This is a genomic window from Halalkalibaculum roseum (assembly GCF_011059145.1).
Lineage (GTDB): Bacteria > Bacteroidota > Rhodothermia > Balneolales > Balneolaceae > Halalkalibaculum > Halalkalibaculum roseum.
Map to the genome: position 1 here is coordinate 616,771 of NZ_JAALLT010000002.1, position 13,853 is coordinate 630,623.

Consider the following 13,853-nt stretch of genomic DNA (forward strand, 5'->3'; position numbering starts at 1 on the left):
TCGTATCCAAAAGGAATTTCATAGAAGTAGTAACCGTTTTTTATATCAACTTTATGCATTGGATCACTTAGCTGCTTCATATTTAGATCGCCTGAATGTTTTGATGATTTGGCAAATGCGACATCAACTTAACCGTTAAAATAATGGTTGGTTCGGTCGCATTTTTAATTTTGAGCAGATAATTCAATTTCACTTAATACCGTAGAGGAATACCTAATAAATGGAAGCACTTGGTCGTCAAATTCTCGTTGAATTTTATGATTGTGACTCTGATAAAATAAATGACGTCTCTTTTGTTGAATCGGCTTTTCTGGAAGCAACCAGAAAGTCAAAAGCAACGATAATATCTCACAACTTTCACAAGTTCAGTCCTCATGGGATCAGCGGTGTGGTAGTAATTGCCGAATCCCATGTCACCATTCACAGCTGGCCCGAATACAACTACGCAGCGGTGGATATTTTCACCTGTGGTGATACCATAGACCCATGGGTGATACAGGAATATCTCAAAGAGGCTTTTGAATCGAAAAATATTTCCTCTATGGAGATGAAAAGAGGACTGTTTAAAGTACAACCGGGACAGCGACTTTTATTTAAACCACAAAAAGTATCATCCAACTAATTGAGGCCAATGAAAGAATCACCACAGACAAGTATGCAGGAATTTATGATGGTTAATACCCCTAACGTATTTGCATTAGTAAGAGGGGCATCAGAGGGAAGAACAAGGCTAAATGCTTTTGATAATTCATTATTAAATGCCGGGGTAGGCGACACTAATCTTATGCGTATGAGCAGTATTCTGCCACCGGGTGCTAATCAAAAAAATATTGATGATCTTGACCTGCCTAAAGGTGGACTTATACCCTTAGCCTATGCTACTATAGACTCAACCACGCCGGGACGATATATCTCTTCTGCCATCGCAGTTGGTATTCCCGAAGATGAAACGGAACCGGGTGTAATCATGGAGTTTGAAGATCACAGCAAGTTGGATAACGTGGAGAATATTGTTCGTCAAATGGTTGTCGATGCTTTTGATTATAGGAACAGGAAACTAAGGGAGATCAAGTCAATTGGAATAGAACACCGTGTGGAAACCTGTGGAGCGACTTTTGCCGCAGCAGTGCTCTGGTATGAGTAAATCAGGATTCAAGATGCAGGATGCAGGTCTAAATTTAACTTTACCTTCTGCCTTCTGCATTTTGAGACTTGAATTTAAAGGTTAGCCAACTAAACCACTGATTACAAATAAATTGCATTAAAGCATCATGCCTTTATCCTATAACGAATACTACAACGAACGAACCGGCTTAACGGTAGGTGTTGATAGATTGCTTTTTTCAGAGCAATCTGAATTTCAACAGGTGGAGGTATATGAGACCGATACCTGGGGAAATTTGATGACCATTGATGGCATGGTCATGCTCTCGGAAAAGGATGAATTTGTTTACCATGAAATGCTGAGCCATGTGGGCATGTTTGCGCTCCCTGATCCCCAGAAAGTATTAGTTATAGGGGGTGGGGATGGGGGGACTGCAAGGGAAGTACTTCGCCACGACTCTGTAAGAAGGGTTGATATGGTTGAAATCGATGAGACAGTTGTAAGAGCATCAAAAGAGTTTCTTCCTGAAGTCGGTGACTGGAAAAATCCAAAGCTCAACGTCCTTTTTGAGGATGGAATTAAGTTTGTTCAGAATATTGAGGAACCTTATGATGTAATTATCATTGATGGTTCAGATCCGGTTGGTCCCGCTGAAGGCCTATTCAAGAAAGATTTTATTCAGGCTTGTTATGACGGGCTGGCCGAAAATGGTATTCTAACGGCTCAAACCGAAAGCCCCTGGGTACAAGGTTACCACAGTAGCATGAACCGCGTATTTACCGCTCTTGACGCCATATACGAAGTATCTAAGATGTATCTGGCATTTATACCATTGTACCCGGCTGGGATGTGGTCTTTTGCATACGCCAGTAAAGGCATTGAACCAAAAGACGGGGAGGTAATTGAAAGAGTCAAAAGTGGTATGAACCGCTTCGGTTCTCACCTTCGGTATTACAACGAAGAGATACATAGTGGCTGTTTTGCACTGCCCAATTTTGTAAAGGATATTATATAGGTTTCTTCAATATTTCATTATGACAGTGCATGAGCCAATGTGAACTGTTAAAATCCAATTCTTCAACCTATTGCAACTCTGAAAAACAAGCTGGCATATGTATTAGTTGTAATCGGAGCCTCACTATGGGGTATCATAGGTATATTTATTCATGAATTATCGAATGCTGGTTTCACGTCTCTTCAAATCGTTACTCTTAGAGTCGTATCGGCAGCCATAATGTTGGTCTCTTATTTACTCATCTCAGATGCTCAACTTCTTAAGATTAACATGAAAGATACCCCTGTCTTTGCAGGTACCGGCATAATGAGCATTGTTTTTTTCAATTGGTGTTATTTTACAGCAATTCAGGAGGTTTCGTTGTCTATTGCGGTTATGTTGCTCTATACCGGTCCGGCTTTTGTCATCTTATTATCGCGTATCTTTTTTAAAGAGTACTTTAACTACCCCAAAATTATTGCTTTACTTTTTACGGCAGTAGGGTGCATGCTGGTAATTCAACTATTTCCACTGAGCAACAAAACCATTTCATTTTATGGCGTACTGGTTGGTCTGGGTTCCGGATTTGGATATGCGCTCTATTCTATTTTCGGTAAAGTCGCCTTGCGTAAACATCCACCGATCACCATTATAACCTATACATTTGTATTTGCCTCATTGGCGTTACTTCCGACAAGCGGTTTGACATTAGATAGTACCCTTTTGTTTTCACCAAACATTTTGATAACAATTCTTGGCTTAGGACTTTTTCCAACTGTACTAGCTTATCTATTGTATACCATAGGTTTGTCTATGATAGAGAGTGGAAAAGCATCTATTACAGCTACTATGGAACCGGTTATTGCCACTGCCTTAGGTGTGTTTATGTTTAATGAAGTTCTAACCGGGTTTCAAATAGTGGGCATATTTCTGATTATTTCGGCCGTCATTATATTGCAGATCAAAGGTAAAAAGAGAAAAACTGTCGCGAGAACGCCATAAGGTTTGTGAAACAGAAGTGATTTGCATACCATATTTGTCAACAGATAATCTTAGTCATTTATATGAAGTCCTACTCCAAAATATCAGTCGCCTCTTTTATTCTTGCCATTATCGCTTCATTGATGTTTCTGCTTTCGGGTTACGGGTACCAGTGGGGCTGGTGGGAATTGGGATTCGCATTTCAGAGATTGATTCCCGGTGCTGCTTTGGCAGCTTTACTGGGCCTTATCTTGCTTATTGTATATGGCATTCGAAAAAGCAAATCGAGCAAAGCTTATAAAGGATCATGGATGATTTATGCATCGGTCATTCTTTGTCTCGCTGTATTGGGAAATTTTGGGTACTGGTACCTGGAGATTCAGAAGGGGTATCCTCCGATTCACGACATAACAACGGATACAGAAAACCCACCCGAATTTGAAGCTATTGTTCCATTACGTGCCGATGCTCCTAACAAGACAGAGTATGGCGGAGAGGAAATAGCGGAAGCCCAAAAGGCATTTTATGACGGCTTAGAGACTATGAGATTGGAAGTTGCACCTGCTGAGGCTTATGACAAGGCGCTCATAGCAGCACAACAGATGCCATGGGAAATTGTAGCACAAAGTAAAGAAGATTTACGTATCGAAGCCTTTCACAAATTACCCTGGTTTGGGTTTATTGATGATGTGGTAATCAGGGTGGATACTACTGACAACGGAAGTAAAATCGATGTTAGGTCCGTCTCAAGAGTTGGCAGAGGTGACTTGGGTGTGAATGCCGACAGGATAAAAAGCTATTTAGCAGAGATTGAAAAGGAATAAGTCTTACTCGTTTTTTTTCAGTGAGAGGAAGGTAATCACCTGGATTATTTTCCTATGAATTGTCTTTAGAGAGTAATCTAAAAGTTGAACTAACTCCAAAAGTGTATACCCCGAATACCAATGCTTACATACTGCAGCGGTACTGATTTATTTGATCTTGTAGATGAACTGCTTAAACAGTTTGATGCCGATCCTCTGCAGAATCCCCTCTCACCGGAGATATTTATTGTACAGAATCACGGAATGGCTCATTGGCTTTCTCTCTATATGGCCGAAGAGAATGGCATAGCGGCTAACATGAGTTTTGAGTTTCCGGCTGAACGCATTTGGAATCTTATCAGAATGGTGAATTCTGATATACCCGATACCTTGCCTTCAGATCGCCTTCCTATGACGTGGTCTTTATTAAATATCCTGAGAAATGAGGATGATAAAGAACTCGATATTTTAAATGAATATGTAGAAGAAGAGGATCCTGTAAAGCGAGAAATGCGTAGATGGAAACTGGCTGGGCGTATTGCCGACGTCTTTGATCAGTACCTTACTTATAGGCCTACCATGCTTACCTCTTGGGAGAAGGGGCGATCGGTCACCGATTACCGGGAAGAGCGATGGCAAGCCCATTTGTGGCGTAATCTGATGGAATATTGGAGCAGTTCTTCGAAAACCGAGCACAAGCATCGTGCAAAACTTCAGCAGCAGCTTTTGAAAGGCTTGAAGGCAGATATTATAGATTTAAAAAAGCTTCCACAACGCATCTCGGTATTCGGTGTTTCCACCATGCCGCCTATTTACCTCAGAATTTTAGTCAAACTTTCAAGACTAACGGATGTCTACTTTTATGTTCTGGAGCCTGCAGGGCGGGGTGATCATCCCATTTATGAATCGATGGGGAAAACAGGTAAGGAGTTTCGTTCGCTATTAAAATCTTATATGACCGAATATGAAATTGAACCGAAAATTTTAGACAGAAGGAAGAAAAGAGACACTCACCATTCGTTATTAGCTAGCTTTCAAAACTCCCTGCTGGGATATGATACAGATAAAGCCGATAGCACTGATGAACATATTCTAAGTATTCACTCTTGCCATAGTGCAAGGAGAGAAGTGGAGGTACTCTATGATCAACTACTTGGTATGCTTGAAGAGGATGAAAACCTGAATCCATCCGAAATATTGGTTCTGACTCCTGACCTCGCATCCTATGCTTCCGAAATCAAAGCCGTTTTTGATACGGTTGAAGAATCCTTACCCGAAATACCCTTCCATTTAACCGAAAAGAATATTGGCCGGTTACATCCTGTTGCCCAAACTGTGGTCAAACTTTTGGAGCTTGTAAATAGTCGTTTCAAAGTTACTGAGATTTTAGATCTGCTGGATTCGAAACCTCTGCAGCATAAGTTTCAATTCACCGAGGATGATCTAAATACGTTGGAACGCTGGATTGATGATACACGCATTCGGTGGGGTATAGATAAAAGTTCCAAAGGAAAAATTGGCCTTCCTGAAACGGAAAGTTTTACATGGCGATCAGGAATTAATCGAATGATGCTCGGTTACGCTATGAAAGAAGATGATGACCGTCTTTTTGAAGGGATATTTCCTTATAGAGAAATAGAAAGATCAGAGGATGCCCTTTTGGCCGGTAGGTTCAGCAAGCTAATGTCGCTGTTTTTCAAATTTCACGATGATATTAAGGAAGCTAAATCCGTCTCAGAGTGGGCAAAACGTATAAGATCATGGATATTTGACTTTATCCCGGAGGATGAAGATTACTTCCATGCTGCCCAGCGGATACGAAATCAGCTGGAAAAATTAGAGGAAATGGAAACTCTTTCCGGATTCAGTGAAACAATACCTTTTAAAGTTGTTCAGGATTATCTCATTTCGGAATTGGAAGAACAGAAGAGTGGGGGAGGAAGAAGTAGTAAAGGTGTTACTTTCAGCTCTATGATACCGTTTCGCAATATTCCCGCAAAGGTCATATGTCTGCTTGGGATGAACGATGGAATATTTCCCCGCTCTAAAATGCCGATGGCATTTGACCTTATAAATAAAAGTCCCCGGCCTGGTGATCGCTCGCATAGTGATGAAGACCGTCAACTTTTTCTGGAGACTATATTGGCGGCAAGAAATTGGTTGTACATCAGTTATACCGGACAAAGCAATCTGCAAGATACCGAGTTTCCTCCCTCCGTAGTACTGAGAGAATTGCAGGATTATTTCCAGGATGCTTACGATCTCAAGAAAGAAGAATTTATCACAAAGCATCCGCTACAGTCCTTTAGTCCAAAATATTTTAGAAGTGAAAGAAAAGCGGGAATTTTCAGCTATTCCTCCTCAAACCGTACCGTTGCTAACCAACTGTTGCATTCAGATGGTGAAAGTCCGCCATTTATTGATACTGAATTGCCTCAGCCGGGCGAAGAATATTTGAGAGTGTCGGTTTCCGAGTTAGTGCGTTTCTTCCAGCATCCTGCCAAATACCTGTTACAGAATCGATTTGGAATCTATTTAGAACGGGATAACATCCTGGATGAAGACCGAGAACCATTTCAGCTGGACGGGTTACAAGGGTACAAGTTGGGACAGGAGTTGCTTAATCGGAACATAAATAACCAATCACTGGAGGCTTTTAAAAAAGTTGCGGAATCTACTTCATTTCTTCCCGATGGGTTTCCGGGTGAAGAAGCCTATTATGAAAAATCGTCTGAAGTAAAACTTTTCATTGATGAAATAGGAGAAATATTTGATCAGAAGAAACTGGAAGCCATTGAAGTTGATTTTGAAATTGGAGATTTCAGAATTACCGGGAAATTGCAGGATGTATATGAAGAAGAACAGATTTTCTATCGGTTCGGAAGAATGCGTTCCAAAGAGCAGATAGAATTATGGATTAAACATCTCGTGCTCCAGGAAACTATACCGATGAATCATAAGGGCACAAGTAAAATGTATGCATACAGTAATAAGGAAGGAGTGAGATCCGTGCTTTTGCCTGTTGTAGAGGATTACAAAAGTACATTGTCGGATCTGCTGGAATTATATCACAAAGGACTGCGAGCGAATATATTCTTTTTCCCGGATACGTCTTATACCTACGCGGATAATTTATTTGTATCAGGTAACGATGCTGAAAAAGCTTTAGATAACGCCTCAAAAGAGTGGAAGAATAACTATACACCTTATCCAAAAGAAGGAGACGACCCTTATAATAAGCTTTTGATGAAAGATGCTAATCCATTGGATAGCAATATATTCATGGATAATTCAGAACGCTTTTGGAAGCCTTACTTTTCATATCTGATAACGGAAGATGCATAATATGATGGGCAAGAATCCACTACATGTTTTTGATATCCCTCTTGAAGGAATTCATCTTATTGAAGCGAGTGCCGGTACAGGAAAAACCTACAATATAGCCTCTATATATGTTCGTTCACTTATTGAAATGGACCTTGCAGTCAAGGATATTCTGGTCGTTACCTACACAGAGGCAGCAACCAAGGAACTAAGAGAGCGACTCATGTCGCGACTTCGAGAATCTGTGCTTGCTCTGGAAAATGAAAATCCTCTAAACGATGATTTTTTAATTGACTTAAAAGAAACGGTCGTTGATCATGAGACTGCAGTAGAAAAGCTTAAGAAAGCCATTCGATCTTTTGATGAATCAGCCATCTATACGATACATGGATTTTGTTTCCAGGCTTTGCAGGAACAGGCTTTTGAGAGCAGAGCAATGTTTGATGCAGAGCTCATAGGAGACGATAAAGAGATTATACGTGAAGTTATTGATGATTACTGGCGGTTGTTCGTCAGAAGAACTACTGATAAAAGGGAATATAGGCCCTTACTGAAATTTGTAATGGATAAAGGGTTTAATCCCGACGTACTAACTCAGGAATTCTCTTCATACGTAGGAAAACCCTATTTAAATGTCTATCCCAAAGAGTTCGAACCTGAAAACCTGGAAGAAAGTCTGATTCGCTTAACAGAAATTTTCGAGCAGATGAAAGAAGAGTGGGAAGGATCCAGAAAAGAGATTTTTGAAATGCTGGATGAGGGACATCTCAGTAATTACCGAACCGGATGGTTGGAGGGATGGGTGGCTAAGATGGATCAATGGATAAGTTCTGAAGTTGCGCCCATTGAACTGTTTGACCAGTTTAGAAAGTTTACACAGTCAGTCATTGATGATAGTCTAAAGAAATCCAGTATAAAAAAAGGAAAAAGCCCACCCAATCATCCTTTTTTTGAGTTAGCCGATTCATTTAAAGATATCGCAGAAACGCTAAATAAATACGATATCACCTTCCGGCTGGATCTGTTTAAACACCTAAAAAAGTCACTCTTTGGAAAGAAGGAAGAGTTGAGACAACTTAGTTACGATGACCTATTGACACGCCTGAATGAAGCACTAACCGATGGTGACAGGGGGAGAAGGTTGTCTCAGAGCCTTAGAAGAGCCTATCCGATAGCTCTGGTGGATGAATTTCAGGATACGGATCCAATCCAGTATAATATATTTAAAACCATTTATCGCGAATCAGGCAAAAAAGCTGCACTATTTATGATCGGCGATCCCAAACAGTCTATTTACAGTTTTAGGGGAGCTGACATCTACTCATATTTGGAAGCAAAGAAAGACGCTCCTTCTGATAGGACTTATAGTCTGAATCGCAATTTCCGATCCATACCAGAGCTTATCGATGCTACCAATCATTTATTCAGCTACAGGGATAACCCATTTATACTAGATGATATTCCCTATTCAGCAGTAAAAGCGGGAAAACAGAGCGATAAATACAAACGGCTAAATATTGACGACGAACCTGCAATCCCAATTGAATTCAGGGAATTGCATAGCAGTACGGATGATACCCCCGTCAACAAAAAAACTGCAGAACAAAGAAGCGCTGAGGATACCGCTTCCCGAATAGAGTTGCTATTACGTCAGTCAAAAGAAGGTCGTGCTGTGATAGGTGAGAAGCCTGTTGAAGCAGCGGATATTGCTGTGTTGGTACGTAAGCACTATCAGGCTGATATGATTCGCGATTCATTAAAAACAAGAGGCATTAAAAGTGTTCAATACAGTCAGGATAGTGTATTTAAGAGTGAAGAGGCCGAAGATCTTCAAATTATTTTGAAAGCAATTGCTGAGCCGGCACAGGAGGGGTTTGTACGTGCGGCATTGGCTACCAAAGCCATGGGCTACAACGCTAAAGAATTGCTGCAATTTGAGGCCGATGATTCGTTATGGGTTGAAAAGCTGAATCAGTTCAATGGGTGGCATGAGGCTTGGAAGAATAACGGATTCGGATACATGTTTAGAAAGTTTGTGCATGAGGAGAACATTGCTGAAGAGGTTATCAAAAGAGGGGATGGTGAACGTAAACTTACAAACCTTATTCATCTTTCAGAATTGTTGCAAAACAAAGAAGAAGAGGGTAAGACTGGTACCCGTAGCCTTCTCCAGTGGCTGGCACGAAAAAGAAATGAGACAGATAAAGACCGGGAGGAAGAACAGCTAAGGCTGGAAAGCGATGAAAACCTCGTAAAGGTGGTAACCATGCATCGAAGTAAAGGACTTGAGTATCCCATCGTTTTTTGTCCATTTCTATGGCATAGTCCTGAATACGACGATAAGGGTGGACCTATTATTTATCATGACCGGAACAACGAAACGAAAGTAAACCTGGACTTTTACGGTAAAGATGATCCTGATCGCGGCATTAAACGGTTCCAAATGGCACAGGAAGATTTGGCTGAAAGCGTCAGGCTTGCCTATGTGGCCATCACACGTGCGGAACAAAAATGTTTTATCAGTTGGGTGCATGCCAAAAAATCTGAATTTTCTCCTCTTGGTTATTTACTGCTTGGGCAGGAGAAGGCTTTTGGTGCTTTGCAAGGGGTCATTAAGAAGAATGGTAAAAAAACAGTTGAGACTACTGTGTTTAAAAACACCATTAATGAATTAATGAGGAGGCATGATCATCTTTTCAGTTTTCGTCATTCAGCTGATGGAGGGCAACAACAACTTTTCTTGGATACTAGCAGTGAAAAGCTGGATAAAGCCAGGCTATTTAAACGCCAGGCTCCATTAAAGGCCGGGTACTCTATCTCAAGTTTTTCTTCCCTGATACAAAACCGTGATGACGATTTTGAGATTGATTATGATATTTTATTAGAAAATGAAACCGATGAGGTGGCTGAAAGTTCTGCAAAAATAGAACTGACAATATTTAACTTTCCAAAGGGTCCAAACCCGGGTACAGCTATTCATCATATCTTCGAAGAAATTTCTTTTGGTGATCTCGGGAATGCAGAAAATATCATTGAGGAGGCACTGAACCGGCAGGACATAGATCCAAAGTGGCGAGATGTAGTTTTCAAAATGATCAAACAGACCTTATCTAAAAACCTTTTGGGGGAGGGTGGACCGCTACATCTGGAGGACATTGAACCGGAATATATCATGCCTGAAATGGAGTTTTTCTTCAGCAGTGGGCATGCCAGACTCCCGGACTTACTTAAGATCATACGGGGTACCAATCATATACCCGATACAATTTCTGGAATGTCAGAAGAGGGATATATCAAAGGTTTTATTGATTTGACTTTCCGATTCAATAACAAATTCTACATTCTTGACTACAAAACAAACCATTTAGGTAATGAAACGGATAAGTACCGAAGAGAGGCCCTGGAAAGTGAAATCAAGGAAGCCATGTATGACCTGCAGTATCACCTCTATATCCTTGCCTTGCATAGGTATCTGACTAAATCAATAGAGCAATATAGCTATGATACACACATAGGAGGAGCTTTTTATCTGTTTATCAGGGGAATCAATAAGCAAGGCCGGGAAGGGATCTATTTCGATCACCCTGACTCTTCTTTGATACATAAACTTGATGAATATTTGAGGAGGTAATTATTTAATGTCAGAACAAATGACACCTATCCAAAAACTCAGAGAGGAGCATGTTTTTTCCGATATTGATCTGGAATTTTGCCGTTTTCTTGAAGAGGTGGACCCTGAAATTAACACTGAAGTTCTCCTCGCTGCAGGCTTAACCAGCTATGCCTATCGACAGGGGAATATCTGCATCTCCCTGGATCAGGAATCCATGGAACAGATCATTTTGGATTCCAATGTGAAATTTCCTGAACAGAAAGATTGGGTAAATAAATTAGCACATGCAAAAGTCATTGGACGTCCCGGAGAATATAAGCCGCTGATTTTGGATGAATCCAACCGGCTTTACCTGCACAAACTCTGGAATTATGAACAGGAACTTGCAAAAAATATCATCGCCAGATCACAAAAAAAATCCGTGGATGTTGACATCAAACTGCTTGGTAGCGGTATCAAAAGATTATTTGACTTAACAGAGGAGGAGATCAACTGGCAGGCAGTTGCAGCAATTGCGGCTATTTATAACAATCTGACCGTGATTTCAGGGGGACCGGGAACCGGAAAAACAACTACAGTACTGAAAATACTGGCTTTGATTCTGGAACAGCATGAAGATAGCTCCTATGACCTTTCCATTGCTTTGTGTGCACCTACCGGAAAAGCAGCAGCAAGACTGGAAGATTCTATAACATCTTCGATTGCGTCACTTGATACAAAAGAAATAATTAAAGAAAAAATCCCCCTTAAAGGCCGGACTTTACACCAGTTACTGGGAGCCCGTAGGAACTCTTCGACCTTTCGTTTCAACGAAGATAATCCGCTGCCATATGATATTGTTATCGTGGATGAAGCCTCTATGGTTGACCAGGCTCTGATGAGTCGACTGGTGAATGCGCTGCTTGATGATGCGAAATTAATACTGATTGGAGATAAGGATCAGCTTGCTTCTGTTGAGGCCGGTTCAGTACTTGGAAGTATATGTGCAATGGATACCAATAAAATATCCCCATCATTCGCGAAACGGTTAAACAAATTTGGGTTGGACGTACCGGACAATATTCTTGAGAACAATCCCGGCAAGCTTACGGATGGAATCATTCTGTTGGAAAAGAGTTACCGTTTTAAGGAAGAGAGTGGTATTCCATCATTTTCAGCGTCAATAAACAATGGAAACGTGGATGAAGCTCTAAGTCTTTTAAATGATGAACAACTGGCAGGTATCTCTTTCCAGAAATTTAAATCATTTGAGCAATTTGAAGAAAATTTAAAAGAAGATGTCCGTCAATACATCATACCGCTATTGCAAACCGCTGACGTCAATGAACTGTTTGACAAATTTCAGCACTTTAGGCTTTTGTCACCGCACAGAAGGGGTCCTCTTGGAGTTGAATACCTCAATCAAAAAGTAAACTCAATACTGCTGAAAGAAGGCTTGATTTCAAAATTTGATCACTGGTACCATGGCAAACCTATAATTGTCAACCAAAATGAATACAGCCTGGGCTTAAATAATGGTGACATCGGGATTTGTGTCCGTGATGGAAATGACGGGTATCATGTACTATTTAAATCTGATTCCGGCTTTAACAGCCTTGCACCTTCTCGCTTGCCTGACTTTAGTCCCGCATACGCTTTGACGGTACACAAAAGTCAGGGCTCCGAATTTGAGCATATAAAAATAATCCTTCCCGAAAAGTCCTCCGGCATTCTCACAAGGGAACTTCTTTATACTGCTGTAACCCGTTCCAGAAGTAGTGTTACCGTTGTTGGAAAAGAAACGGTACTCAGAGAGATGATAAATGCTAAAATTATGCGATCATCAGGGTTAAAAGAACTACTTTGGCCCGATTTGGATTGATACCCAAAATATTGCAGCCCGGATGTAAGCTATTCTTTTACTCATTGGACTCAAAATTAAGATACTCTGATAATCTGAATCAGGAGGTCCATAAGAAGCACTATTTTTCTCGGAACTTTCCTGAAAGGCTGTAGTAAAAACAAGCAGAATGAAAGGAGTCAAACGAAGATTCTAAATTTAGATCTGAAAAAAGTGAACGCCGATTACGATTGACTTCTTTACCTCTTAGAATTTGTTGTACCCCGAAAAAGCCAACGTATCAGAAGGAGCCGGTTGATAGCCGGTTCCTTTTATTTTGTACCCTGAAAAGCCCCGGTATCTATCCTATCATAATTTAGTTTATATTTAGCACAGAATCACGAGAAATGGGGACCTAAATCAACAGATATGAATAAGAATATACATCGCTTCCTGGAGCTTAGTAAACTATTTTCAAAACCGCATCCCTGGCACGGAATATCGGTGGGTCAAAAAGCTCCTGATATTATAAAAGTTTATATAGAAATAGTACCGGGTGATACCATGAAATATGAGCTTGATAAGGAGAGTGGTTATCTGAAAGTAGATCGCCCTCAGCGGTTTTCAAGCATCAGTCCCGTGCCATATGGTTTTGTACCACAAACGCTCTGTGAACACCGTGTCGGGCAGTACTGTATGGACAAGACCGGCAGGACAGATATCAAAGGTGATGGTGATCCCTTGGACATTTGTGTCATTACCGAAAGAAATGTACCGCACGGTAATTTAATATTGGATGCGATTCCGGTAGGGGGCTTCCGAATGATAGACGGTAATGAAGCCGATGATAAAATTATCGCTGTAATGAAAGGGGATGCATTGTATGGTGGTGCTGAGGATATTTCAGACATACCCGAACAAATTGTGGAGCGATTATTTCACTATTTCCTGACCTACAAAGATATGCCAGGGGAAGAGGAGTCCAGAAATTCAGAAATTACCGACACCTATAACAAGCAAGAAGCATTTTCGGTAATACAGCGCAGCATGGAAGACTATCGAGATGCTTTCAATGAGAGCAAACAAGAACTGTTTTCCATGATCCAAAAAGGTTTGACCTGATTTTTGGAAATTGTTACTTCCGTGTGCTCCACCTTGATGCATCTGCTTCGTACTAAAAAAAGCCGGTTGTCATAAAGACGACCGGCTTTTCA

General features: G+C 40.8%; 9 protein-coding genes. All 9 read left to right on the plus strand.

Features of this window, described 5'->3' with window-relative positions; all coding sequences use genetic code 11:
• Nucleotides 1-220: 220 nt before the first annotated feature.
• A complete protein-coding gene (speD, locus tag G3570_RS06865; protein ID WP_165140606.1) occupies nt 221-622 on the plus strand; it encodes an adenosylmethionine decarboxylase in 402 nt (133 codons plus the stop codon).
• A 9-nt stretch (nt 623-631) separates the two neighbouring features.
• Nucleotides 632-1,144: a pyruvoyl-dependent arginine decarboxylase gene (locus G3570_RS06870; protein ID WP_249066767.1), complete on the plus strand. Its 513-nt coding sequence runs from the start codon at nt 632-634 to the stop codon at nt 1,142-1,144.
• Between the two features lie 127 nt (nt 1,145-1,271).
• Nucleotides 1,272-2,120 carry a polyamine aminopropyltransferase gene (gene speE, locus G3570_RS06875; RefSeq protein WP_165140608.1) on the plus strand — a complete coding sequence of 283 codons (849 nt, stop codon included), beginning with the start codon at nt 1,272-1,274 and terminating at the stop codon, nt 2,118-2,120.
• A gap of 90 nt (nt 2,121-2,210) precedes the next feature.
• Nucleotides 2,211-3,101, plus strand: a complete 891-nt coding sequence (locus G3570_RS06880; RefSeq protein ID WP_249066880.1) for an EamA family transporter — start codon at nt 2,211-2,213, stop codon at nt 3,099-3,101.
• A gap of 62 nt (nt 3,102-3,163) precedes the next feature.
• Entirely contained in the window at nt 3,164-3,904 is a 741-nt protein-coding gene (locus G3570_RS06885) for a DUF1499 domain-containing protein (RefSeq protein ID WP_165140610.1), read from the plus strand.
• Nucleotides 3,905-4,024: 120 nt separating this feature from the next.
• Entirely contained in the window at nt 4,025-7,228 is a 3,204-nt protein-coding gene (gene recC, locus G3570_RS06890; protein WP_165140612.1) for an exodeoxyribonuclease V subunit gamma, read from the plus strand.
• Nucleotides 7,221-10,838 (plus strand): exodeoxyribonuclease V subunit beta, encoded by a 3,618-nt coding sequence (recB, locus tag G3570_RS06895; protein ID WP_165140614.1) that lies wholly within the window; start codon nt 7,221-7,223, stop codon nt 10,836-10,838. Before recC ends, recB begins: the two co-directional genes overlap by 8 nt.
• A gap of 7 nt (nt 10,839-10,845) precedes the next feature.
• Nucleotides 10,846-12,681: an exodeoxyribonuclease V subunit alpha gene (recD, locus tag G3570_RS06900; protein ID WP_165140616.1), complete on the plus strand. Its 1,836-nt coding sequence runs from the start codon at nt 10,846-10,848 to the stop codon at nt 12,679-12,681.
• 387 nt (nt 12,682-13,068) lie between these two features.
• Complete coding sequence (locus G3570_RS06905) at nt 13,069-13,761, plus strand: inorganic pyrophosphatase (RefSeq protein ID WP_165140618.1); 693 nt, start codon at nt 13,069-13,071, stop codon at nt 13,759-13,761.
• Nucleotides 13,762-13,853 lie beyond the last annotated feature (92 nt).

Excerpts from the sequence above, each read along its gene's own strand:
- speD (WP_165140606.1), top strand. The coding sequence starts at position 221 with ATGGAAGCACTTGGTCGTCAAATTCTCGTTGAATTTTATGATTGTGAC.
- G3570_RS06870 (WP_249066767.1), top strand. The coding sequence starts at position 632 with ATGAAAGAATCACCACAGACAAGTATGCAGGAATTTATGATGGTTAAT.
- speE (WP_165140608.1), top strand. The coding sequence starts at position 1,272 with ATGCCTTTATCCTATAACGAATACTACAACGAACGAACCGGCTTAACG.
- G3570_RS06885 (WP_165140610.1), top strand. The coding sequence starts at position 3,164 with ATGAAGTCCTACTCCAAAATATCAGTCGCCTCTTTTATTCTTGCCATT.
- recC (WP_165140612.1), top strand. The coding sequence starts at position 4,025 with ATGCTTACATACTGCAGCGGTACTGATTTATTTGATCTTGTAGATGAA.
- recB (WP_165140614.1), top strand. The coding sequence starts at position 7,221 with ATGCATAATATGATGGGCAAGAATCCACTACATGTTTTTGATATCCCT.
- recD (WP_165140616.1), top strand. The coding sequence starts at position 10,846 with ATGTCAGAACAAATGACACCTATCCAAAAACTCAGAGAGGAGCATGTT.
- G3570_RS06905 (WP_165140618.1), top strand. The coding sequence starts at position 13,069 with ATGAATAAGAATATACATCGCTTCCTGGAGCTTAGTAAACTATTTTCA.